Origin of the sequence: Collimonas fungivorans (genome assembly GCF_001584145.1) — a bacterium.
In the GTDB taxonomy this organism is placed as follows: Bacteria; Pseudomonadota; Gammaproteobacteria; order Burkholderiales; family Burkholderiaceae_D; genus Collimonas; species Collimonas fungivorans.
Map to the genome: position 1 here is coordinate 711,724 of NZ_CP013232.1, position 22,557 is coordinate 734,280.

34 protein-coding genes are annotated in these 22,557 nt (G+C 55.0%); 31 read left to right on the plus strand and 3 right to left on the minus strand.

Features of this window, described 5'->3' with window-relative positions; all coding sequences use genetic code 11:
• Positions 1 to 188: 188 nt before the first annotated feature.
• From rplC to CFter6_RS03070, 31 genes are all read left to right on the plus strand, one after another.
• On the plus strand, positions 189 to 845 hold the full coding sequence (gene rplC / locus CFter6_RS02925; RefSeq protein WP_061538668.1) for a 50S ribosomal protein L3: 657 nt from the start codon (positions 189 to 191) through the stop codon (positions 843 to 845).
• A 3-nt stretch (positions 846 to 848) separates the two neighbouring features.
• A complete protein-coding gene (gene rplD, locus CFter6_RS02930) occupies positions 849 to 1,469 on the plus strand; it encodes a 50S ribosomal protein L4 (RefSeq protein WP_014004394.1) in 621 nt (206 codons plus the stop codon).
• On the plus strand, positions 1,466 to 1,780 hold the full coding sequence (gene rplW, locus CFter6_RS02935; protein ID WP_014004395.1) for a 50S ribosomal protein L23: 315 nt from the start codon (positions 1,466 to 1,468) through the stop codon (positions 1,778 to 1,780). Before rplD ends, rplW begins: the two co-directional genes overlap by 4 nt.
• Positions 1,780 to 2,607 (plus strand): 50S ribosomal protein L2, encoded by an 828-nt coding sequence (gene rplB / locus CFter6_RS02940; RefSeq protein WP_014004396.1) that lies wholly within the window; start codon positions 1,780 to 1,782, stop codon positions 2,605 to 2,607. Before rplW ends, rplB begins: the two co-directional genes overlap by 1 nt.
• A 10-nt stretch (positions 2,608 to 2,617) precedes the next feature.
• The gene (gene rpsS, locus CFter6_RS02945; RefSeq protein WP_014004397.1) at positions 2,618 to 2,893 is read left to right on the plus strand and encodes a 30S ribosomal protein S19; all 276 of its coding nucleotides are present in this window, start codon (positions 2,618 to 2,620) and stop codon (positions 2,891 to 2,893) included.
• Positions 2,894 to 2,899: 6 nt separating this feature from the next.
• A complete protein-coding gene (gene rplV, locus CFter6_RS02950; RefSeq protein WP_205631437.1) occupies positions 2,900 to 3,232 on the plus strand; it encodes a 50S ribosomal protein L22 in 333 nt (110 codons plus the stop codon).
• A gap of 9 nt (positions 3,233 to 3,241) precedes the next feature.
• Complete coding sequence (rpsC, locus tag CFter6_RS02955) at positions 3,242 to 4,084, plus strand: 30S ribosomal protein S3 (RefSeq protein ID WP_014004399.1); 843 nt, start codon at positions 3,242 to 3,244, stop codon at positions 4,082 to 4,084.
• Between the two features lie 2 nt (positions 4,085 to 4,086).
• The gene (gene rplP / locus CFter6_RS02960; protein WP_014004400.1) at positions 4,087 to 4,506 is read left to right on the plus strand and encodes a 50S ribosomal protein L16; all 420 of its coding nucleotides are present in this window, start codon (positions 4,087 to 4,089) and stop codon (positions 4,504 to 4,506) included.
• A gap of 12 nt (positions 4,507 to 4,518) precedes the next feature.
• Positions 4,519 to 4,710, plus strand: coding sequence for a 50S ribosomal protein L29 (rpmC, locus tag CFter6_RS02965; protein ID WP_014004401.1), 192 nt, complete (start codon positions 4,519 to 4,521; stop codon positions 4,708 to 4,710).
• Complete coding sequence (gene rpsQ / locus CFter6_RS02970) at positions 4,710 to 4,982, plus strand: 30S ribosomal protein S17 (protein WP_014004402.1); 273 nt, start codon at positions 4,710 to 4,712, stop codon at positions 4,980 to 4,982. Before rpmC ends, rpsQ begins: the two co-directional genes overlap by 1 nt.
• 216 nt (positions 4,983 to 5,198) lie before the next feature.
• Positions 5,199 to 5,567 (plus strand): 50S ribosomal protein L14, encoded by a 369-nt coding sequence (rplN, locus tag CFter6_RS02975; protein ID WP_014004403.1) that lies wholly within the window; start codon positions 5,199 to 5,201, stop codon positions 5,565 to 5,567.
• 9 nt (positions 5,568 to 5,576) lie between these two features.
• On the plus strand, positions 5,577 to 5,891 hold the full coding sequence (gene rplX, locus CFter6_RS02980; RefSeq protein ID WP_061538669.1) for a 50S ribosomal protein L24: 315 nt from the start codon (positions 5,577 to 5,579) through the stop codon (positions 5,889 to 5,891).
• A gap of 6 nt (positions 5,892 to 5,897) precedes the next feature.
• A complete protein-coding gene (gene rplE, locus CFter6_RS02985; protein WP_061538670.1) occupies positions 5,898 to 6,437 on the plus strand; it encodes a 50S ribosomal protein L5 in 540 nt (179 codons plus the stop codon).
• Between the two features lie 7 nt (positions 6,438 to 6,444).
• Positions 6,445 to 6,750, plus strand: coding sequence for a 30S ribosomal protein S14 (gene rpsN, locus CFter6_RS02990; protein WP_014004406.1), 306 nt, complete (start codon positions 6,445 to 6,447; stop codon positions 6,748 to 6,750).
• 14 nt (positions 6,751 to 6,764) lie between these two features.
• Positions 6,765 to 7,160: a 30S ribosomal protein S8 gene (rpsH, locus tag CFter6_RS02995; protein WP_014004407.1), complete on the plus strand. Its 396-nt coding sequence runs from the start codon at positions 6,765 to 6,767 to the stop codon at positions 7,158 to 7,160.
• A 10-nt stretch (positions 7,161 to 7,170) separates the two neighbouring features.
• The gene (rplF, locus tag CFter6_RS03000) at positions 7,171 to 7,704 is read left to right on the plus strand and encodes a 50S ribosomal protein L6 (protein WP_041741097.1); all 534 of its coding nucleotides are present in this window, start codon (positions 7,171 to 7,173) and stop codon (positions 7,702 to 7,704) included.
• A gap of 12 nt (positions 7,705 to 7,716) precedes the next feature.
• Entirely contained in the window at positions 7,717 to 8,079 is a 363-nt protein-coding gene (gene rplR / locus CFter6_RS03005; RefSeq protein WP_041741098.1) for a 50S ribosomal protein L18, read from the plus strand.
• Positions 8,080 to 8,091: 12 nt separating this feature from the next.
• Positions 8,092 to 8,610 carry a 30S ribosomal protein S5 gene (gene rpsE, locus CFter6_RS03010; RefSeq protein ID WP_014004410.1) on the plus strand — a complete coding sequence of 173 codons (519 nt, stop codon included), beginning with the start codon at positions 8,092 to 8,094 and terminating at the stop codon, positions 8,608 to 8,610.
• Positions 8,611 to 8,620: 10 nt separating this feature from the next.
• Positions 8,621 to 8,800 (plus strand): 50S ribosomal protein L30, encoded by a 180-nt coding sequence (rpmD, locus tag CFter6_RS03015; protein WP_041742931.1) that lies wholly within the window; start codon positions 8,621 to 8,623, stop codon positions 8,798 to 8,800.
• A gap of 26 nt (positions 8,801 to 8,826) precedes the next feature.
• Positions 8,827 to 9,258 carry a 50S ribosomal protein L15 gene (rplO, locus tag CFter6_RS03020; protein WP_041741099.1) on the plus strand — a complete coding sequence of 144 codons (432 nt, stop codon included), beginning with the start codon at positions 8,827 to 8,829 and terminating at the stop codon, positions 9,256 to 9,258.
• 34 nt (positions 9,259 to 9,292) lie between these two features.
• Positions 9,293 to 10,624, plus strand: coding sequence for a preprotein translocase subunit SecY (gene secY, locus CFter6_RS03025; RefSeq protein WP_014004413.1), 1,332 nt, complete (start codon positions 9,293 to 9,295; stop codon positions 10,622 to 10,624).
• 35 nt (positions 10,625 to 10,659) lie between these two features.
• Positions 10,660 to 10,878 carry a translation initiation factor IF-1 gene (gene infA, locus CFter6_RS03030; protein ID WP_014004414.1) on the plus strand — a complete coding sequence of 73 codons (219 nt, stop codon included), beginning with the start codon at positions 10,660 to 10,662 and terminating at the stop codon, positions 10,876 to 10,878.
• Positions 10,879 to 10,958: 80 nt separating this feature from the next.
• Positions 10,959 to 11,072 (plus strand): 50S ribosomal protein L36, encoded by a 114-nt coding sequence (rpmJ, locus tag CFter6_RS24865; RefSeq protein ID WP_014004415.1) that lies wholly within the window; start codon positions 10,959 to 10,961, stop codon positions 11,070 to 11,072.
• Between the two features lie 27 nt (positions 11,073 to 11,099).
• Positions 11,100 to 11,465: a 30S ribosomal protein S13 gene (rpsM, locus tag CFter6_RS03035; RefSeq protein WP_014004416.1), complete on the plus strand. Its 366-nt coding sequence runs from the start codon at positions 11,100 to 11,102 to the stop codon at positions 11,463 to 11,465.
• Positions 11,466 to 11,528: 63 nt separating this feature from the next.
• Entirely contained in the window at positions 11,529 to 11,933 is a 405-nt protein-coding gene (rpsK, locus tag CFter6_RS03040) for a 30S ribosomal protein S11 (RefSeq protein ID WP_014004417.1), read from the plus strand.
• Positions 11,934 to 12,140: 207 nt separating this feature from the next.
• On the plus strand, positions 12,141 to 12,764 hold the full coding sequence (rpsD, locus tag CFter6_RS03045; RefSeq protein ID WP_061538671.1) for a 30S ribosomal protein S4: 624 nt from the start codon (positions 12,141 to 12,143) through the stop codon (positions 12,762 to 12,764).
• 142 nt (positions 12,765 to 12,906) lie between these two features.
• Positions 12,907 to 13,884: a DNA-directed RNA polymerase subunit alpha gene (locus CFter6_RS03050; protein WP_014004419.1), complete on the plus strand. Its 978-nt coding sequence runs from the start codon at positions 12,907 to 12,909 to the stop codon at positions 13,882 to 13,884.
• A gap of 163 nt (positions 13,885 to 14,047) precedes the next feature.
• Positions 14,048 to 14,443, plus strand: coding sequence for a 50S ribosomal protein L17 (gene rplQ / locus CFter6_RS03055; RefSeq protein WP_038484690.1), 396 nt, complete (start codon positions 14,048 to 14,050; stop codon positions 14,441 to 14,443).
• A 104-nt stretch (positions 14,444 to 14,547) separates the two neighbouring features.
• Positions 14,548 to 14,880, plus strand: a complete 333-nt coding sequence (gene cutA / locus CFter6_RS03060) for a divalent-cation tolerance protein CutA (RefSeq protein WP_061538672.1) — start codon at positions 14,548 to 14,550, stop codon at positions 14,878 to 14,880.
• Positions 14,873 to 16,720, plus strand: a complete 1,848-nt coding sequence (gene dsbD, locus CFter6_RS03065; protein ID WP_061538673.1) for a protein-disulfide reductase DsbD — start codon at positions 14,873 to 14,875, stop codon at positions 16,718 to 16,720. Before cutA ends, dsbD begins: the two co-directional genes overlap by 8 nt.
• Positions 16,721 to 16,904: 184 nt before the next feature.
• Positions 16,905 to 17,546, plus strand: coding sequence for a peroxiredoxin (locus CFter6_RS03070; RefSeq protein WP_061538674.1), 642 nt, complete (start codon positions 16,905 to 16,907; stop codon positions 17,544 to 17,546).
• A gap of 78 nt (positions 17,547 to 17,624) precedes the next feature.
• On the opposite strand, the gene CFter6_RS03075 is transcribed toward CFter6_RS03070, so the two are convergent.
• From CFter6_RS03075 to CFter6_RS03085, 3 genes are all read right to left on the minus strand, one after another.
• Complete coding sequence (locus CFter6_RS03075; RefSeq protein WP_061538675.1) at positions 17,625 to 18,785, minus strand: magnesium transporter CorA family protein; 1,161 nt, start codon at positions 18,783 to 18,785, stop codon at positions 17,625 to 17,627.
• Positions 18,763 to 20,019, minus strand: a complete 1,257-nt coding sequence (locus CFter6_RS03080; protein WP_061542189.1) for a sterol desaturase family protein — start codon at positions 20,017 to 20,019, stop codon at positions 18,763 to 18,765. The genes CFter6_RS03075 and CFter6_RS03080 overlap by 23 nt, the downstream gene beginning before the upstream one ends.
• 173 nt (positions 20,020 to 20,192) lie before the next feature.
• Positions 20,193 to 22,298, minus strand: a complete 2,106-nt coding sequence (locus CFter6_RS03085) for a TonB-dependent receptor family protein (protein WP_061538676.1) — start codon at positions 22,296 to 22,298, stop codon at positions 20,193 to 20,195.
• Positions 22,299 to 22,557 lie beyond the last annotated feature (259 nt).

The following is a 22,557-nucleotide window of genomic DNA, read 5'->3' on the forward strand; positions in this document are numbered from 1 at the left end:
TGTAAATCAGCCTTAACCGCCGGATCTTTGACATACCACGACAAAGATGGTCTTGCAAATAAATATTTGCGCGGTTATACTGATCGGCTTCGGTGCGATTGCCGACGGATTTCGTCTTTGCAGTCGTGCTTATTTTAGTTGTACAAACATCAGCCCCGCCCAATCGTAGGCGGGAATGGAGAAAAACAATGAGCTTAGGCCTTGTTGGTCGCAAGGTTGGTATGATGCGCATCTTCACGGAAGATGGGGATTCAATCCCAGTAACCGTGTTGGACGTGTCGAACAACCGCGTGACCCAAATCAAAACGCCTGAAACAGACGGTTATACCGCTGTTCAAGTTGCATTCGGTTCGCGTCGCGCTTCACGCGTGACTAAAGCCGCCGCTGGTCACTACGCCAAAGCTGGCGTCGAGGCTGGTACCATCCTCAGAGAATTCCGCATTGATTCAGCCAAGGCTTCCGAACTGAAGGCCGGCGAAGTTATCGCCGCCAGCCTGTTCGAAGTCGGTCAAAAGGTTGACGTTCAAGGTGTCTCGATCGGTAAGGGTTACGCTGGTACCATCAAGCGTCACAACTTTGCATCCGGTCGTGCCAGCCACGGTAACTCCCGTTCGCATAATGTTCCAGGTTCCATCGGTATGGCGCAGGATCCAGGTCGCGTTTTCCCTGGTAAGCGCATGACCGGTCACATGGGTGACGTTACTGTAACCACGCAAAACCTCGAAATCGCACGTGTTGACGCTGAGCGCCAACTGCTGCTGGTCAAGGGTGCGGTTCCAGGCGCCAAGAACGGCCAAGTCGTGGTCAGCCCTGCGATCAAAATCAAAGCTAAGAAGGGAGCCTAATTCATGGAACTCAAGCTCCTGAATGACCAAGGTCAAGCTGCTTCGAACGTTGCTGCTCCGGATACCATTTTCGGCCGCGACTACAACGAAGCCCTGATTCACCAGGTCGTAGTTGCTTACCAGGCTAACGCTCGCAGCGGTAACCGTAAGCAAAAAGACCGTGAAGAAGTTCATCACACGACTAAAAAGCCATGGCGCCAAAAGGGTACTGGCCGCGCTCGTGCCGGTATGTCGTCTTCGCCACTGTGGCGCGGCGGTGGTCGGATTTTCCCGAACTCGCCTGATGAAAACTTCACGCACAAAGTAAACAAGAAGATGTATCGCGCAGGTCTCTGCTCGATTCTGTCGCAGTTGGCACGCGAAGGTCGTCTGTCGGTCGTCGAGAATTTCTCGGTCGAAGCGCCAAAGACCAAGTTGCTGTCACAAAAGCTGAAGACCATGGGTCTGGATTCCGTGTTGGTGATTACCGACAACCTGGAAGAAAACCTGTTGTTGGCGTCGCGCAACCTGCCAGGTTTCCTGGTATGCGAGCCGCGTCACGCTGATCCAGTATCGCTTGTGTTCTACAAGAAGATCCTGATCACCAAGCTGGCTTTGGCGAAGATTGAGGAGATGCTGGCATGAACGCAATTAAACATAGCGAAGAACGCTTGATGAAAGTGTTGCTGGCGCCGGTGATTTCCGAAAAGGCAACGATGGTTGCGGAGAAGAACGAGCAAGTCGTTTTCCGTATCGCACCAGACGCTACCAAGCTGGAAGTCAAGGCTGCTGTCGAACTGCTCTTCAAAGTTCAAGTCGAGTCGGTACAAGTTGCCAATCGCCTGGGTAAACAAAAGCGTAGCGGCAAGTCCATGGGCCGCCGCAACCATACCCGCCGCGCATTCGTATGCTTGAAGCCGGGTCAAGAGATCAACTTCACCGAGGAGGCTAAATAATGGCACTCGTTAAAGTTAAACCAACCTCGCCGGGCCGCCGTGGCATGGTCAAGGTCGTTAATCCCGACCTGTACAAAGGCCGTCCATTTGCTGCCCTGATCGAGAAGAAGTCGAAAACAGCTGGTCGTAACAACAACGGTCATATCACTACTCGCCACATCGGCGGTGGTCATAAGCAACATTACCGCCTGATCGACTTCAAGCGCACCAAGGATGGCATTCCTGCGAAAGTGGAACGTATCGAATACGATCCAAACCGCACTGCGAATATCGCCCTGTTGTGCTACGCCGACGGCGAACGTCACTACATCATCGCCACTAAAGGCATGGCTGTAGGCGACCAGGTAATGAGCGGCTCGGAAGCGCCGATCAAATCCGGCAACTGCCTGCCAATCCGCAACATTCCGGTTGGTACGATTCTGCATTGCGTCGAAATGCTGCCAGGTAAGGGTGCCCAGATGGCCCGTACCGCCGGCGCCGGCGTTGTGCTGATGGCCCGTGAAGGTACTTACGCTCAGATTCGTTTGCGTTCCGGTGAAGTCCGCCGCGTTCACATCGAATGCCGCGCTACCGTAGGTGAAGTCGGCAATGCCGAACACAGCCTGCGCAAGATCGGTAAAGCGGGTGCGATGCGTTGGCGTGGTGTTCGTCCTACCGTTCGCGGTGTGGTCATGAACCCGGTCGACCATCCTCACGGTGGTGGTGAAGGCAAGACCGCAGCTGGTCGTCATCCAGTTTCGCCATGGGGTCAACAGACGAAGGGTAAGAAGACACGCAGCAACAAGCGTACTACTTCCATGATCGTCTCGCGCCGTGGCAAGAAATAAGGGGTAACACATGACACGTTCATTGAAAAAAGGGCCGTTCTGCGACGCCCATCTGGTGAAAAAAGTTGAAACTGCGCAAGCGGTCAAAGACAAAAAGCCAATCAAGACTTGGTCCCGTCGCTCGACCATCATGCCGGATTTTATCGGCCTGACGATTGCTGTGCATAACGGCAAACAACACGTCCCGGTATATGTGTCCGAGAACATGGTTGGTCACAAGCTCGGCGAATTCGCGCTGACCCGTACGTTCAAGGGTCATGCTGCTGATAAGAAGGCTAAGAAATAAGGTCCGATGATGGAAACTAAAGCTACCCTCCGCGGCGTGCGCCTGTCGGCCCAAAAGGGCCGTCTGGTCGCCGACCTGATTCGCGGCAAAAAAATTGATCACGCACTTAACATCCTGGCCTTCAGCCCGAAAAAAGGTGCAGCTATCATCAAGCGTGTTCTGGAATCCGCAATTGCGAATGCCGAACACAATGACGGTGCTGATATCGACGAGCTGAAAGTCACGACGATATATGTGGAAAAAGGTTCGGTCCTCAAGCGCTTCACAGCGCGTGCTAAAGGCCGTGGCGATCGTATCTCGAAGCAATCCTGTCACATTTACGTGACTGTCGGAAACTAAGGAGTCACGATGGGACAGAAGATTCATCCAACCGGTTTTCGCCTTGCGGTTACACGTAACTGGGGATCCCGCTGGTATGCAGGCAATAGCAATTTTGCCCAAATGCTCGGCGAAGATCTGAAAGTACGCGCTTTCCTCAAGAAAAAACTGAAGAACGCATCGGTCGGCCGCGTTGTTATCGAGCGTCCTGCAAAGAACGCACGCATCACGATTTACAGCTCGCGTCCTGGTGTCGTTATCGGTAAAAAAGGCGAGGACATCGAAGTACTGAAGTCCGCGCTGACCAAGCTGATGGGTGTGCCGGTTCACGTTAATATCGAAGAAATTCGTAAACCTGAAATCGACGCACAACTGATCGCTGACTCGATCGCGCAACAGCTCGAAAAACGCATCATGTTCCGCCGCGCGATGAAACGTGCGATGCAGAACGCAATGCGTCTGGGCGCGCAAGGGATCAAGATCATGTCGTCCGGTCGTCTGAACGGTATCGAAATCGCACGTACCGAATGGTACCGCGAAGGTCGCGTACCGCTTCACACACTGCGCGCTGACATCGACTACGGTTTCGGCGAAGCTGAAACCACATACGGCATTATCGGCATCAAAGTCTGGGTTTACAAGGGTGATCGTCTGGCTAACGGCGATGCGCCGGTAATCGACGTACCTAACGACGATGACAAGAAACGCCGTGGTCCACGTCGTGATGATGGCAAACCAGCTGGTCGTCCACGTGCTAAAACTACAACGGCAGGTCCAGGAGCGCCAGCTGCGCGTCCAGCCCGTGCCAAGAAGCCGGATGGCGCTGCTGAAGGTGTTGCTGTTGCTGCGCCGGCTGAGAAAGCAGGAGAATAATCATGCTGCAACCAGCACGCAGAAAATATCGTAAAGAGCAAAAGGGCCGCAACAAAGGCATTTCGCATTCGCGCGGCACTGCCGTGTCGTTCGGCGAATTTGGCTTGAAGGCGATTGGCCGCGGTCGTATCACCGCGCGTCAGATTGAAGCAGCTCGTCGCGCAATGACCCGTCATATCAAACGGGGTGGTCGTATCTGGATTCGCATTTTCCCGGATAAGCCAATTTCGCAAAAGCCTGCCGAAGTCCGTATGGGTAACGGTAAGGGTAATCCCGAGTACTACGTGGCTGAAATCCAGCCAGGTAAAATGCTGTACGAGATGGATGGCGTCGATGAAACACTGGCGCGCGAGGCATTCCGTTTGGCTGCAGCTAAATTGCCATTGTTGACCACGTTCGTCGTGCGTCAAATTGGCCAATAATTGGAGTTAAACATGAAAGCATCTGAACTCCGCGACAAAGATCAAGCGGCCTTGACGAAAGAGCTGAACGAATTGCTGAAGGCGCAGTTTAGCCTTCGCATGCAAATCGCTACTCAGCAATTGAGCAATACGTCGCAATTGAAAAAAGTTCGTCGCGATATAGCACGGGTCAAGACCGTCATCAATTCGAAGGGCGCCCTGTAATGAACGATCAAGTGAAACAAGCGCTCAAGCGCACGCTGGTTGGTAAAGTTGTGTCCGATAAAATGGACAAGACTGTTACCGTCCTGATCGAACGCCACGTCAAGCATCCTCTGTATGGCAAAATCATCGTGCGTACCAACAAGTACCATGCACATGACGAAACCAACCAGGCCAAGGAAGGCGACGTAGTCGAGATCCAAGAAGGACGTCCAATCTCCAAGACTAAAGCTTGGAGCGTGACACGTGTGGTACAAGTGGCACAGGTCCTGTAAGTATTTGTTGCGAGCCAAGCATTTTGATGTAATAATGCTTGGCTTCGCTCCTGTTGGCTTCCGACAAGAGCGAAATGAACACCCTGCAGTATCTAGCAAGAAGTTTTGGAAGTCGTCCACCTAAGCAGTGCGCTCAGCAGAGTTGCCCTGACAGGACCAAGACTGACCGTAAATCCGCATCGTGCGGCAGCGAGTTAAGTTGGGAAAGAAAATATTATGATTCAAACGGAAAGCCGGCTCGAAGTAGCCGACAACACTGGTGCACGCGAAGTTATGTGCATCAAAGTTCTGGGTGGTTCCAAGCGTCGCTATGCCAGCATTGGTGATGTGATCAAGGTTACCGTCAAAGTGGCAGCGCCACGTGGTCGCGTCAAAAAAGGCGAGATCTATAACGCCGTTGTCGTGCGGACCGCTAAAGGCGTTCGCCGTCAAGATGGTTCGCTGGTCAAGTTCGATGGCAATGCAGCAGTGCTGCTGAACGCGAAGCTTGAGCCAATTGGTACGCGTATTTTTGGACCAGTCACTCGTGAACTGCGCACTGAGCGCTTCATGAAGATTGTGTCGCTCGCGCCTGAAGTGCTGTAAGGAGTCGAGATGGATAAGATTCGGAAAAGCGACGAAGTAATCGTCCTGACTGGTAAAGACAAGGGCAAGCGCGGTGTTGTAAAGCAACGCGTTGATGCTAACCACGTTGTCGTAGAAGGCATCAACGTTGCTAAAAAAGCAACCAAGCCGAACCCGATGACTGGTGTAACTGGTGGCATCATTGACAAGTTGATGCCAATTCACGTGTCAAATGTTGCGTTGTTCAACGCTGCAACTGGCAAGGCAGATCGCGTTGGTTTTAAAGACGTGGACGGCAAGAAAGTCCGCGTTTTCAAGTCCAGTGGCGAAGTTGTTAAGGTTTAAGAGATCATGGCCCGTCTCCAAGAATTCTATAAAGAAAAAGTCGTTACCGACCTGACAGCGAAATACGCTTACAAGTCCGTAATGGAAGTGCCGCGCATCCTGAAGATCACCCTGAACATGGGTCTGTCGGAAGCGATTGCGGACAAGAAGATCATTGAACACGCTGTTGGCGATTTGACCAAGATTGCAGGTCAGAAGCCAGTCGTGACCAAGGCACGGAAAGCTATCGCGGGTTTCAAGATCCGTGAAGGCTATCCAATCGGTTGCATGGTTACATTGCGTGGCGCTCAGATGTACGAGTTCCTGGATCGCCTGATCACTGTCGCGCTGCCGCGCGTTCGTGACTTCCGTGGCGTTTCCGGTCGCGCATTTGACGGTCGTGGTAACTACAATATCGGCGTGAAAGAGCAAATCATTTTCCCCGAAATTGAGTACGACAAGATTGATGTGTTGCGTGGTATGAATATCAGTATCACGACGACTGCAAAGACCGACGATGAAGCAAAATCGCTTCTCGCCGCATTTAAATTTCCGTTCAGAAACTGAGGTTGCCATGGCAAAACTGGCACTGATTAACCGTGAACAAAAGCGCGCTGACCTGGTAAAGAAATACGCCGGCAAGCGTGCCGAGTTAAAGGCAATCATTGATGACCAATCGAAGTCGGAAGAAGAGCGCTACGAAGCTCGCTTGAAATTGCAAGCGCTGCCACGTAACTCGGCTCCGACCCGTCAACGTAATCGTTGCTCCCTGACTGGTCGTCCACGTGGCACTTTCCGCAAGTTCGGTCTGGGCCGTATTAAGCTCCGTGAAATCGCCATGCGTGGCGAAATTCCGGGTATGACTAAAGCAAGCTGGTAATAGGAGAATATGCAATGAGTATGAGCGATCCTATCGCCGATATGCTGACCCGTATCCGCAATGCGCAAGTAGTTCACAAGACAACCGTGGCAATGCCATCGTCGAAGGTCAAGATTGCGATTGCCAACGTCCTCAAGGACGAGGGTTACATTGAAGATTTCGCTGTCGCAGAAGAAGGCGGCAAAGCGGAACTCAAAATCGGTTTGAAGTATTACGCCGGCCGTCCTGTTATCGAACGTCTTGATCGTGTATCCCGTCCAGGGCTGCGGATCTACAAGGGCAAAGATGACATCCCTAACGTGATGAACGGCTTAGGTGTGGCAATTATTTCGACACCTGCGGGTGTCATGACGGACCGCAAAGCGCGCGCAACCGGTGTCGGTGGCGAAGTTATTTGCTACGTCGCCTAAGGAGTGCAACATGTCTCGTGTAGGTAAAATGCCGATTGCACTGCCAACTGGCGCGGAAGCGACCATTACAGCAGCGCAGATCACAGTTAAGGGCCCATTGGGCTCGCTTTCCCAGGCTTTGAATGGCCTGGTAAAAATCGAAAACAACAACGGCACGCTGAATTTCGCTGCCGCTGACGACAGCCGCGAAGCCAATGCGATGTCCGGCACCTTGCGTGCTCTGGTCAACAACATGGTCAATGGCGTAACCAAGGGTTTCGAAAAGAAGCTGAACCTGGTTGGCGTGGGTTTTCGTGCGCAAGCACAAGGTGACAAGTTGAATCTGTCGCTCGGTTTCTCGCATCCGGTGGTTCACCAAATGCCGCAAGGCGTGACAGTGGCAACCCCGACGCAAACCGAGATCCTGATCAAGGGTATCGACAAGCAACGTGTTGGTCAGGTTGCTGCAGAAGTTCGTGCTTACCGCGAACCTGAGCCGTATAAGGGCAAGGGCGTTCGTTACTCGGACGAAGTGGTAATCCTTAAAGAAACCAAGAAGAAGTAATAGGGGTTGACGATGGATAAGAAACAATCACGTCTGCGCCGCTCACGCCAAACGCGTGCCAAGATCGCAGAGTTAAAGGTGAACCGCCTGGCAGTGCATCGCACCAACTTGCACATATACGCCAGCATCATCGGCCCTGACGCTAAAGTGCTGGCTTCGGCCTCCACACTGGAAGCTGAAGTACGTGCAGAACTGGCCGGCAAGTCCGGTGCAGGCGGCAATACGGCAGCTGCATCGCTGGTTGGCAAGCGCGTTGCCGAGAAGGCACTGAAAGCAGGAGTTACCGAAGTTGCGTTTGATCGCTCCGGTTTCCGTTACCACGGCCGCGTCAAGGTGCTGGCAGATGCCGCCCGTGAAGCCGGTCTGAAGTTCTAAGGAAGAATCGTCATGGCAAAAATGCAATCGAAAATGCAAAGCGATAAGCCGGATGATGGCATGCGCGAAAAAATGATCGCGGTCAACCGTGTGACCAAAGTGGTCAAGGGTGGTCGTATCATGGGTTTCGCAGCATTGGCTGTTGTTGGTGATGGCGATGGCCGTATCGGCATGGGCAAGGGCAAATCGAAAGAAGTGCCAGTTGCAGTGCAGAAGGCTATGGAAGAAGCCCGTCGCAAGATGATCAAGGTAACGCTGAAGAACGGTACATTGCAACACGCAATCTCCGGCAAGCATGGCGCCTCTTCGGTGCTGATGCTGCCAGCAAAAGACGGTACTGGCGTCATCGCCGGCGGTCCAATGCGCGCGATCTTTGAAGTACTGGGTGTGACGAACGTTGTGGCCAAGTCCACTGGTTCGACCAATCCGTACAACATGGTTCGTGCTACTTTGAACGGCTTGTCAAAGATGAACACGCCATCGGAAATTGCTGCCAAGCGCGGCAAGTCCGTTGAAGAAATTCTGGGCTAAGGTGATCAAAATGACAAAGACTGTAAAAGTACAATTGATCAAGGGTTTGATCGGCACGCGCGAAACTCATCGCGCGACAGTTCGCGGCCTGGGCCTGCGTCGTGTCAATTCGGTTTCCGAATTGCAAGACACCCCATCTGTGCGCGGCATGATCAATAAAGTGTCCTATCTTGTGAAAGTGGTGTCGTAAGCTTAGGCTTGCGAACGGAGCAAATTATGGAATTGAATACTATTCAACCTGCAGATGGCGCCAAGCATTACAAGCGTCGCGTTGGTCGTGGTATCGGCTCAGGTATCGGTAAGACAGCCGGCCGCGGTCACAAGGGTCAAAAATCGCGTTCGGGCGGTTTCCACAAAGTCGGCTTTGAAGGCGGTCAGATGCCTTTGCAACGTCGTTTGCCAAAACGCGGCTTCAAGTCGATGGCAACCCCGTTCAAGGCTGAAGTTCGCTTGTCGGACCTGGAAAACCTGCCGGTAACTGAAATTGATATCCTGGTGTTGAAGCAAGCTGGCGTGATCGGCGAGCTGGCACGAGTGGTACGCGTCATCCTGTCGGGCGAAGTCACCAAAAAGGTAACGCTCAAGGGTCTGATCGCTACCAAAGGTGCAAAAGCTGCGATTGAAGCAGCCGGCGGATCCGTAGCTTAATTTGTCGTTCTAACTCGTAGCAATGGAGCAATAATTGGCGACATCTCCCCAACTTGCAAAGAGTGCTGCGAGCGGCTTCCCTTGGGGCCGTCTGTGGTTCTTGCTTGCTGCATTGGTTGTATATCGTATTGGTGCTCACATTCCCGTACCGGGAATTGATCCATCGCAGTTGGCGCAATTGTTTAAGCAGCACCAGGGCGGTATTTTGGGCATGTTCAACATGTTCTCTGGTGGTGCGTTGTCGCGGTTCACCGTGTTTGCGCTGGGAATCATGCCGTATATTTCGGCATCGATCGTGATGCAATTGATGTCGATTGTGTCGCCTCAGCTGGAAGCGTTGAAGAAAGAAGGCGAGTCCGGTCGTCGCAAGATTACCCAGTACACCCGTTACGGTACGCTGTTGCTGGCGACGTTCCAGGCCCTGGGGATTGCCGTAGCACTGGAATCGCAACCTGGCCTGGTGCTGGATGCAGGCCTGGCTTTCCGCTTCACGACAGTTGTGACGCTGGTAACAGGAACAATGTTTTTGATGTGGTTGGGTGAACAGATTACCGAGCGTGGTCTTGGTAATGGTATCTCGATCATCATTTTTGCAGGTATCGCAGCTGGTCTGCCAAATGCGATCGGTGGGTTGTTCGGGCAGGTAAGTACCGGTTCCATGAGTGCCTTGTCGGCGATCCTGATTTGTCTGATCGCGGCCGGCGTGACATACCTGGTGGTGTTTATCGAACGTGGTCAACGCAAGATTCTGGTGAATTATGCCAAGCGTCAAGTGGGCAACAAGATTTATGGCGGTCAAAGCAGTCATTTGCCGCTGAAGCTGAACATGGCTGGTGTAATTCCTCCAATCTTCGCTTCCTCGATCATCTTGTTTCCTGCGACAATCACGAGTTGGTTTACTTCCGGTGATTCAACCAATCCGGTAGTCAACTTCCTCAAGGATATGGCGGCTTCATTGGCGCCAGGCGAACCGATTCATGCCTTGCTGTATGCGATTGCGATTGTGTTCTTCTGCTTTTTCTATACTGCGCTGGTATTCAACAGCAAGGAAACTGCAGATAACCTGAAGAAAAGCGGCGCGTTTGTGCCGGGGATTCGTCCAGGTGAGCAGACAGCGCGTTATATCGACAAGATCTTGATGCGCTTGACCCTGGTCGGTGCGGTCTATATCACGGTAGTGTGTCTGGTTCCGGAATTCTTGATCGCTCGCTGGAAGGTACCGTTCTATTTTGGTGGTACATCGCTGTTGATTATCGTAGTGGTCACCATGGACTTCATGGCACAGGTACAGAATTACGTGATGTCGCAGCAATATGATTCGCTGCTGCGTAAGGCAAATTTCAAGGGCGGCGTTTCGACGCGGTAAGTTGAGATGAACGACCAGAGGAACCAGTAGACCGAATGGCAAAAGACGACGTTATCCAGATGCAAGGCGAGATTCTTGAGAATCTCCCTAATGCAACATTTAGAGTCAAGTTGGAAAACGGACATATCGTCCTCGGTCATATTTCTGGCAAGATGCGCATGAACTATATCCGCATCCTGCCAGGAGATAAGGTGACAGTAGAATTGACACCTTATGATTTAAGCCGGGCACGGATTGTGTTCCGTACCAAGTAACTAATTTTATTAGTGTTGGGGACAGAGTAACGCTTCGCTTAACTCTGTCCCGCAAATTTTAGTGAAGAAAGAGGGCAAAAATGAAAGTGCTCGCATCAGTCAAGCGGATCTGCCGCAACTGTAAGATCATTAAGCGCAAAGGCGTAGTTCGCGTCATTTGTACGGAACCGCGCCATAAACAGCGCCAAGGTTAATTAACGTTATTGATCGAGGAATAACGAATGGCACGTATTGCAGGGGTCAACATCCCCAATCATCAGCACACCGTCATCGGCTTGACAGCCATCTACGGTGTTGGCCGCCCACGCGCACAAGAAATTTGCGACAGCACGGGTATTTTGACTACGAAGAAGATCAAAGATCTCGACGATAACGAGCTGGAAAAGCTGCGCGACGAAATTGCAAAATTCGTCGTCGAAGGTGACCTGCGTCGTGAACTGTCGATGAACATCAAGCGTTTGATGGATCTGGGTTGCTATCGTGGTATGCGTCATCGCAAAGGCTTGCCTTGCCGTGGCCAACGTACTCGTACCAATGCTCGTACCCGCAAGGGCCCGCGCAAAGCCGCTCAATCGCTGAAGAAATAATTAAGCTGCCACGGTCTCGTGGCAACTGATTGTTTTTAGGTAGTCGGATTCTAGGAAATTATTATGGCAAAGTCCCCAAATAACGCCGCAGCAGCACGTGTGCGTAAAAAAGTTAAAAAGAACGTTGCTGAAGGCATCGCGCACATCCACGCGTCTTTCAACAACACCATCATCACGATTACCGATCGTCAAGGTAATGCGTTGTCGTGGGCGACATCTGGTGGCGCTGGCTTTAAAGGCTCCCGCAAGTCGACTCCATTTGCAGCGCAGGTTGCAGCCGAAGCCGCTGGTAAAGTGGCTGTGGAATGTGGCGTGAAGAACCTGGAAGTACGCATCAAGGGCCCAGGTCCTGGTCGTGAATCCGCTGTTCGTGCGTTGAACAACCTGGGTATCAAGATCACCCAGATTCAAGACGTCACACCAGTGCCGCATAACGGTTGCCGCCCTCCAAAGCGCCGCCGTATCTGATATTGGTATCTGAATCTGTACAGATTTCGTTATTGCTCAGCAATAGCGTATGCAAGTAGCCCGCCAACGACCTTGGCGGGTTTTGTTCTTAAGCCCACTGTCTGGTTGAAGGTAAATCAGACTAGCGCCAGGCCGGCGATTATTCACTCAGATTCCGGCCGCAAAAGACAGTAATGTCCCGGCGTCATATTTTTAAAAGGAAGCATCGTGGCACGTTATATCGGACCTAAAGCAAAACTTTCCCGCCGTGAAGGCACGGACCTGTTCCTGAAGAGCGCACGCCGCTCGCTGGACTCCAAGTGCAAACTGGATTCCAAGCCAGGTCAGCATGGCCGCACCTCCGGCGCACGTACTTCCGACTACGGCAACCAATTGCGCGAAAAGCAAAAGGTCAAGCGTATGTACGGCATCCTGGAACGCCAGTTCCGCCGCTATTTCGCTGAAGCGGACCGTCGCAAGGGCAACACCGGCGAAACACTGCTGCGTTTGCTGGAAGCGCGTCTGGACAACGTTGTATACCGTATGGGCTTCGGTTCGACCCGTGCTGAAGGCCGTCAATTGGTCTCGCACAAGGCGTTCACCGTCAACGGCAACGTAGTCAACATCGCCTCTTACCAAGTGAAGACCGGCGACGTCATCGCCGTTCGCGAAAAGGCCAAGAAGCAAGTGCGTATCATTGAAGCGCTGTCGCTGGCTGAACAAGGCGGCATGCCATCGTGGGTTTCGGTTGATGCGAAGAAAATGGAAGGTACTTTCAAGTCCCTGCCAGACCGTAACGAAATCGCTAACGACGTCAACGAATCGCTGATCGTCGAACTGTATTCGCGTTAATTTTAGTTTTTCGGCTGCGCCTGGTTCCAGGTGCGGCCGTTTCATCAGGGTGCCTCTGACAATCCTAGTGATTGTCGGCGGCGCCCTTAATGCCATCAGCCTTATCGGTGTAACGAGCCGAGGGTATTGAAGAGGACATTTCATGCAAAACAGCTTGTTGAAGCCACGTATTATCGAAGTAGAAGCACTGGGTGCCGGCCACGCTAAAGTCGTGATGGAACCGTTTGAACGTGGCTACGGCCACACGCTGGGCAATGCGCTGCGTCGCGTGCTGCTGTCGTCGATGGTTGGCTATGCGCCGACTGAAGTGACGATCGCCGGCGTGGTTCACGAATACTCGTCGCTTGACGGCGTGCAGGAAGACGTAGTCGACATCCTGCTGAACCTGAAGGGCGTCGTGTTCAAGCTGCATAACCGCGACGAAGTAACACTGACATTGAAAAAAGATGGCGAAGGCGCTGTGCTGGCTTCCGACATCGATCTGCCGCATGACGTGGAACTGGTGAATCCGGACCACGTGATTGCCCACCTGACTGCCGGTGGCGCACTCGACATGCAGATCAAGGTTGAAAAAGGCCGTGGCTACGTGCCGGGCAACGTCCGCCGCCTGACGGAAGATGCCAACAAGACTATCGGCCGCATCATCCTGGACGCGTCGTTCTCGCCGGTCCGCCGTGTTTCCTACGCTGTTGAATCGGCGCGTGTGGAACAGCGTACCGACCTGGACAAGCTGGTCATCAACATTGAAACCAATGGCGTGATCACTCCGGAAGAAGCGATTCGCCAATCGGCGCGCGTGCTGGTGGATCAACTGAACGTGTTCGCTGCGCTGGAAGGCACTGAAGCTGCTGCTGAAGCTCCATCGCGCGCACCGCAAGTCGATCCTATCCTGTTGCGCCCGGTCGACGACCTGGAACTGACAGTACGTTCGGCCAACTGCCTGAAAGCGGAAAACATTTACTACATTGGCGACCTGATCCAGCGTAGCGAAAATGAACTGCTGAAGACGCCAAACCTGGGCCGCAAGTCCTTGAACGAAATCAAGGAAGTCCTGGCATCCCGTGGTTTGACACTGGGCATGAAGCTGGAAAACTGGCCGCCTGCAGGCCTGGAAAAGTAATATTTGTTGTTCAGCCAAGGGTGGGGTAGAATCTCGCCCTTGGATTTGTTTTACCCTTGTTGTATTCATTGTTGCACTTAATTTCAACCGGCCCGCGACCCAGGCAGCATGCCAAAGTCGATCGAAGAGCTGGATGTAAACTCAAAAACTGAAAGGAATTACCATGCGTCACCGTCACGGCCTTCGTAAATTAAATCGTACTTCTTCCCACCGCCTCGCCATGTTGCGCAACATGACTGTTTCGCTGCTGCGTCACGAAGCAATCAAGACCACATTGCCTAAGGCAAAAGAACTGCGTCGCGTGATCGAACCGATCCTGACACTGGGCAAGACCGACACCCTGGCAAACAAGCGCCTGGCATTCGCCCGCCTGCGCGACCGCGAAATGGTCCTGAAGCTGTTTGCTGAACTGGGCCCACGTTATGCAAACCGTAACGGCGGCTACCTGCGCATCCTGAAAATGGGTTTCCGCGTTGGCGATAACGCGCCTATGGCTTACATCGAACTGATGGACCGTCCGGAAATCAGCGACGACGCTGAAGTACCGACAGCTGACTAAGCTTAAGTATCCAAGCTGCGTTAAAATCAAAAGCCAGGCCTAGCCTGGCTTTTTTGCGTTCTGCGTGCCTGATGCGCTGTAAGGATAGATCAAAGAGTTCGACTATGTCAGATGCCTTGCTTATACTCACCAGCTTGCCCGATCTCGCCAGCGCGCAGGCATTGGCGCGGCAACTGGTGGAGCACAAGCTGGCGGCCTGCGTCAATCTCCTGCCGGCGGTGCAATCGGTCTATCGCTGGCAAGGCCAGGTGGAGCAAGCGCTTGAAACTACTTTGCTGATCAAGACCGTGGCGCACCGTTATGCGGAGCTGGAAAGTGCGATCAAGGCCGCTCATCCGTATGCCGTACCGGAAATAATTGCCCTACCGATCATGGCCGGCTTGCCAGCCTACCTGGACTGGATTACTGCAGAAACCCAAAAGGACGTGAATGTTTAAGTCTCTCAAGCAATTGTCTGTGCTGTTCGCCATGCTGTTCGCATTTACCCTGGCGCATGCCGATGAAGACGATTACCTGGCGCCGGAAGTAGCCTTCAAGTTTTCGGCGCGCATGGCCGACGCCAAGACCGCCGAAGTGACCTACGCGATTGCCGACGGTTATTACATGTATCGCGAACGTTTCCACTTCAAGGCCGAAGGCGCGACGCTGGGCGAACCGCAGATTCCGGCCGGCACCGTCAAGTTCGACCAGACCTTCAACAAGAATGTCGAAACCTATCATCACAGCGTCACCATCCGCCTGCCGGTCGAGGCAAACGGCAGCTTCACGCTGATTTCCACCGGCCAGGGCTGCGCCGACAAGGGCTTGTGCTATCCGCCCATGGATTCCAGCGCCAGCCTGTCCACGACCGGCGGCAATGCCGCTGGAGGGCTGCTGAGCGCGATGGGCATCGCCAAAGGCAACGGCGCCGCCATCGATACGCCGCAGGCAACGTCTGCAGCCAACGGCGGCAATGCCCCTGCGGCGGCGGTACAGGCTGCAGGCGGCACGCTCTCGTCCGCTGCGGCCGATACCGAAAGCGGCCGCATCGAATCGTCACTGAAGGGCGGCAAACTGCTGGTGATCATGCCTCTGTTCCTGCTGCTCGGCTTGGGACTGGCGTTTACCCCTTGCGTGCTGCCGATGGTGCCTATCCTGTCGTCGATCATTGTCGGCGAGGGCACCAAGGTCAGCCGCCGCCGCGGGTTCTTGCTGTCGCTGACCTATGCGCTGGGGATGGCGCTGGTTTATACCGCGCTGGGCGTTGCCGCCGGCCTGGCTGGCGAAGGCCTGGCCGCCACTCTGCAGAATCCCTGGGTGCTGTCAGCGTTCGCTTTGCTGATGGTGCTGATGTCGCTCTCCATGTTCGGTTTCTATGAGCTGCAGCTGCCGGCGGCATTCCAGACCCGGTTGACGCAAGCTTCCGGCCAGCAATCGGCCGGCAAGCTGATCGGCGTGTTTGTGATGGGCGCGATTTCGGCCTTGATTGTCGGACCATGCGTGGCGGCGCCGCTGGCTGGCGCCCTGGTGTATATCAGCCAGACCCGCGATGTGGTGATAGGCGGCAGCGCCTTGTTTGCGATGGCGGTCGGCATGAGCGTGCCCTTGATCCTGGTCGGCATTTCTGCCGGCTCGCTGTTGCCGCGCGCCGGCGCCTGGATGGAATCGGTGAAACGCTTCTTTGGCGTGCTGATGCTGGCGGTGGCCTTGTGGATGGTGGCGCCGGTGATGCCGGTGCTGGCGCAGATGCTGGGCTGGGCAGTCCTCGGCATAGGCTACGGCGCATTCCTGCTGTGGGGCAGATCGTCTGCCTGGTTCGCCAAGGCCTCCGGCGTGGTGTTCATGGTGTGCGGCGTAGTGCAGCTGGTCGGCGGCATCAGCGGCGGGCGCGACGTGCTGGCGCCGCTGGCGCATTTGGGTGGCGCGCAGCAAAGCGCGCATACGCAATTTGTCCGAGTCAAATCGGTGGCCGAGCTGGACGCTGCCCTGGCCCAGACCAATGGCAAACCGGCATTGCTGGATTTCTACGCCGACTGGTGCGTATCGTGCAAGGAAATGGAAAAATTCACTTTCACCGACCCACGGGTGCAAACGCGCTTCGGTGAAATGATATTGCTGCAAATCGACGTCACCGCCAACAATGCGGACGACAAGGCCATGCTCAAGCGTTTCAATCTGTTTGGCCCGCCTGGCATCATATTCTTTGATGGGCAAGGACGGGAAGTGCCTCAGGGACGGGTTATCGGCTATCAGAACGCCGATAACTTCTTGCGATCGTTGGCGGTTCTGAATAGCTGATTGCTATATTGCTCGGCTTTAGGTGCGGTTTATAAACTATTGTGGCCATTTTGTATCTAACCTGAGGTTATGTAGATAGTCGATAAAATTCTTTAGGCTGTGGCCGCCGTAAGGCTATAGTTTTAGTTCGATGCGTTTTTGCAATCCTCACGCAATCCCCCCATGCAATCCAAAGGAGACTGAAATGACTTTACGCCTTGGCGACGTCGCCCCCGATTTTGAGCAGGATTCTTCGCTCGGCAAGATCAACTTCTATGACTGGGCCGGCTCTTCATGGGTGGTGTTGTTTTCGCATCCGGCCGACTTCACGCCGGTCTGCACTACCGAACTCGGCCTGACTTCCAAGCTGAAATCGCAGTTTGAACAGCGCGGCGTCAAGGTGATCGCACTGTCTGTCGACCCTGCCGACAAGCATCAGGAATGGATCAAGGATATCAACGAAACGCAGAACACCGTAGTTGGTTTCCCCATCATCGCCGATGCCGACCGCAAGGTGTCCGAACTGTATGACCTGATCCATCCGAACGCCAGCGCAACGGCGACCGTGCGTTCGCTGTTCGTGATCGACCCGGCAAAGAAAGTACGCCTGATCATCACCTATCCGGCCAGCACAGGGCGCAATTTCGACGAGATCCTGCGTGTCATCGACTCCTTGCAGCTGACCGATAATTATTCGGTTGCGACGCCGGGTAACTGGAAGGACGGGGAAGACGTTGTGATCGTTCCATCGTTGCAGGATCCCGAAGTCCTGAAACAGAAATTCCCTAAGGGTTACAAGGCGATCCGTCCTTATCTGCGCTTGACTCCGCAGCCCAACCGCGACTGATTTTGCCGCCGCTTTGCAAGGCCAGGAAGTGAAAAAGCCCCGTCGAGAACGGGGCTTTTTATTGCCCCAAGAGGCTGCTCAGCGCCGTTCCAGCGCCTGGCTCTCCAGGTAACGGCGGCGCTGGAAGAACACCAGCATGCCGACCACGATCACCACCATGCTGCCCATCGTGATCCAGAATCCGGCATTGTTTTTCAGCAGCGGCATTTCGTTGAAGTTCATGCCGAAAATCCCGGTGATCAAGGTCAGCGGCATGAACAGCGCGGTGATGACCGTAAGCGTGCGCATGATCTCATTGGTGCGATGGGCCACCGCGGAAAAATGAATTTGCACTGCTGACTCGATCGACGATTCCAGCCGCCGTGCGTGGTTCAGCACGCGCGTTATATGTTCCATCACATCGTTGATGCGCACCAGCAGCAAGTCTTTGGCGCGGCTGATTTCAACGCCGTCGTCGATGTCGACAAAGTAGTCGCGCAGTTCCTGCATGGCGTCGTGCTGCTCTTCGCACAGGTTTTCCAGTTTGCGCAATTCAATCCGCGCATCCAGCAGCGCCATCCAGTCCTTGAACGGCCGGCGCGGATCGAGCAGCGCGCGCTGCCAGCGATCCAGTTGCGTCGTCAGTGGCTGGCGCAGGTCCAGGTACTGGTCGACCATGGCGTTGATGAGGCGCAGCAGCAGATCTTCCGGCGAGGTTGGCGGGCGTGTCGAATGCGGCGTCTTTTCAGTCTTGTTGCACAGGTCCAGCAGACGTGCGCGCGCCGCATCGATAGTGCGGCTGAAGCGTTCATGCACGGTGACCAGCGCATGGTCCATGATCAGGAACGTCACCGGCTGCGTCGCCAGTTTGCTCAAGGCTGCGGGAATCCGGCGTTTGCTGACTTCGCTTTCGGGCGCTGCAGCTGGTGGTGCAGCAATCTTGTCCGCGGCAATCGGGACGCCGTTTTCAGTCGTGCGAGGATTGCCGTTGCCGTTCAGCACCAGCTTGCGAAACACCACCATGCCGTAATCCTGGGTCGAATCGAAATACGAAGGATGGTTGGGGTTGAGCGTATCCGTCATGTGTGGATCGTAGATCTGCACGCCGGTGGCAAGCGTGATGGCGTTGCGCCAGGCTTCCGGATCGGCGCCTACTTCTTCGTGGGTGGCGTCGATCCAGAGGAAACCTTTGACCGGTACGGCATCTGGTATTTCCTTGCTTTGGCTGACCTGGTTGTCACTGATGAGAAAGATGTCCATGCATTGTCGAGAAGCGTTTAAATATGAGCCAGAGAGCGATCATCGACACCAGCGATACGGTAATGACGGCGCCCTGCAGCAGCGGTGACAAGGATACCCCACCAAACCAGACTTTGCCGATCGCCGCCCCGGCGCCGGTCGCCGCCAGGCGCAATGCTTCCAGGGCGATGTAACGCGGGCGCATTTCCATCAGGCCGCCGACTATCCATAACCCTGCCACCAGCCACGTGGCGTAAGCCAGCCCCAGCGGCAACGACATGGCGACCTGCGCCGCCAGGAAATGGGTGGTGACCAGCAATACGATGGTGAATTGCACCAGGCAGTAGACCTGGGCGGCCAGGCTTAGCAGCGGATGATACAGCGGCCGGGCGATATCGAAAGGCGTGCCCGGCCATTTTGCCGCGACGTCGGCTGGACGCCAGCCCGGCGCCTTCAGCCAGACTCGCAGCTTGTCGCCCGGGCGCTGCGCGCGCCAGGCATCCAGCCACAGCACTTTATAGACTTCGAAGTTGGCCCAGACCGGGTTCCAGCTGCGCAGGGGGCTGCGGGTGCCGTACACCACCGGATCCTGGTCGCGCTCTTCGATGAAGGTGCCGAACAGGCGATCCCACAGGATCAGGATGCCGCCGTAGTTCTTGTCCAGGTAAATATCGTTGACGCCGTGGTGCACGCGATGGTTCGACGGCGTCACCAGCACCCGGTCCAGCCATCCCAGCTTGCCTATCTGCTGGGTGTGCACCCAGAACTGGTACAGCAGGTCGATCAGCGCCACGGCGGCAAACACCTCCACCGGGTAACCAAGCACTGCCATCGGCACATAAAAGATCCAGCTCAGGAACGGACCGCTGCTGGTCTGGCGCAGGGCAGTGGAAAGATTGTAGTCTTCGCTTTGGTGGTGCACCACGTGGGCTGCCCACAAGACATTGACTTCATGGCCGCAGCGATGCAGCCAGTAATAGCACAGGTCGTAGAGCAGCAGGCCGGACAGCCATACCCAGATGCTGTCGGCCGGCAGCTTGAAGAGCCCGATGTGGCTTGCCAGCCAGGCGTAGATGCCGATGCGCAGCACTTGCATGAACACGCCGCTGACCTGGCTCAGGACGCCCAGGCTGATGCTGTTGATCGCGTCGTTGAGGCGGTAGGTATTGTGCCGCCGCAGCAGGCCGACGGCCAGCTCGATGACTATCAACAAAAAGAATACCGGCGTCGCCAGGGTAATCACTTTTTCTTGCATCTTTGTCTCCTGTCGCTTGCCGCGATCGATATTGTTGTTTTGCATGGTAACCGAAAGCCTGGGCAATGCAGGAGGAGGGTTTCCTCGAACAAAAAAAATGGAAGCCGAAACCGGGCTTCCATTTTTGCGCTGCATGCGGCAAGTGCCGCTATATGACGGTCCATTTAAAACATCTAAAACGCATAGCGTCCTTGTACATACACCATGCGCGGTGCGCCGACCATGCGTCCGGCGTTGCCGTCGACGTTGCGAGTGTAATAACGTTTGTCGGCCAGGTTGTTGATACCGGCCAGGATGTCGAAGCCTTTGGCGCCAGGGACTTTCCAGTCGACCTGGGTATTCCAGGTGCGGAAGCCGGGAATCTCGCCATTGCTGCCGTCGGCGCTTTCGGCGATGGTATTGGCGTTGTCGGCGAACTGCTTGCTTTGATGCGTGCTCGACAGGTTGAAGCCCCACGGACCGGTCTGGTAGCGCAAGCCGACGGTATCGGTGTTGCGCGAATAGAACGGCACATCCAGGCCGCGGGTCGCTCCGGATTCCTGCAGTGCACGGGTGTAGCTGTAGTTGGCGTACAGGTTCAGGCCGGCCAGTTTGCCGGCTTTATCGAAGGTATAGTCAACCGCGGTTTCAATACCCTGGTGCTTGGTTTTGCCAATGTTCATGAAGGTTGCCGGCACCGTTCCTGCAACCTGCTGGATCTGGTTATCAAAGCGCATGTCGAATACCGTCACCTCGGCCGACAGTTGGCGGCTCTTCCAGCGGGCGCCGGCTTCCACCGTTTTTGCCAGTTCCGGGATCAGCGGGTTGGTCGCCGACTGCGAGTTCAGCTGCAGGTTCTGCACCGGTCCGAACGAGGTCGTGTAGTTGGTGAACAAGGTCAGGTCCGGCGTCAGCAGGTAGGCGATATTCAGCGACGGCAAGGCCTTGTTGTTGGTGGTTTCGTAGGTGCTGCGCGCCTTCAGGTCGTCGCGGGTCGAGTTGATGTGTTCGAAGCGCACGCCTGGCGTGATACGCCATGCGCCAAACGAAATCTTGTCGTCGATATAGGCAGAATGGGCATCGGTGGCGTTGTTGAACGTGGTCTGCGGCGTCAGCGAGCCGCTGGCGATAGCCTCATTGAAGCTGTTGTCGTTGCCGCGCTCGCGGACATAGCGGTAGCCGACCGAGACGTCGTTGGTGGTCTGGCCCAGGTTGAAGCGTTGCGTGTAGCGTGGCTCGATGCCCAGCACCTCGTAATTGCGCGGCTGGTGCACCAGGTTGGCGCCGGAGATCAATACGCTCTGGCGGAAACTTTCGTTGTAATAGGTGCGGACTTCGAATTCCTGGGTGGCCGACAGCGTGTTGAGATAACCGGCGTCGATGCCTTTGCGGGTGCCGCTCCAGTAATCGGTGGGACGCGTATTCTGGAAAGGATCGGCATTGTATTGCGCCACGGTCAGGCCGCCGGGCGTGCGCGAGTTGACGTCGTAGTAGGACACTTTGCCGTAGAACTCCGAGTCCGGTGTCAGTTGGTAGCGGAATTTCAGCGCAAAATCGTTGACCGTTTCCCGGCTGCCGGCGCGCCAGCTGGAGCCGTCGGAACCGGAGTACAGCAGCGCCAGGCCAACGCCGTTGTCTAATTGGCTGCCGACGAATGCGCTGTATTGCCGGTTCGATTCGCCGCCGCCATAACCGTTGTAGCGCGCGCTGGCATCGCCGTTGAAGCCAGGTTCGGTTGGAATCGAACGGGTCTTGAAATTGATGATGCCGCCGACGTTCTGCGGACCATAGCGCACCGCGCCGCCGCCGCGCACAACGTCGATCGCTTCGATGTTGTTCAGGCTGACCGGCGCAAACGACAGTTGCGGCTGGCCATATGGCGCCACCGCCATCGGGATGCCGTCCAGCAGCACGGTAGAACGCGGCGAATAACGCCCGGTCAGTCCGCGCACGCCGATATTGAGCGAGATCGCGCTGCCGGCGGTGCCGGAGTTATCGGTCGACTGCACGCCGGGGATGCGGCGCATCACGTCGCCGATATTGGAAGCGCCGCTATTCTCGATTTCCTCTTTCTTGACCACGGTGCGTGCGCCCGGAAAGCGTTTCACGCTGTTTTGCAGGCCGCTGCCGAGCCAGTCGGCGCTGACCTGGATCGATTCCAGCGTCGAGGTGTCGGCATCGTCGGCTGCGACCGGAGCGGCAGCGGTTTGGGCCAGCCCAGGCAGGCTCAGGAAAGCGAGTGCGACCGCAGCCGAACAGCGGCGGACAATAAGGTGGTGAGGACTCTTGAGCGAGGTCATTGTTCTATTTCTTTGCAGGCTAGGGGAAATGCTGGTGCTGGCTGGTCTTGCTCACAGCGCGACCGTAGTCGGGTTTGAGAAGAATGGCTGACCGGAGATAAAGACGTGAATGATAATTATTATCGTCTATGCAGTCAAACCTAAATGCATGAACTTGCAATTATTGTGGCCAGGATGCAAAAAAGAGGAATTTGAAGCAGGTAAGAAGATTTTGCAGGCATATTCGACGACGTTGCTGAGTAGTAATGTCGTCGATGCA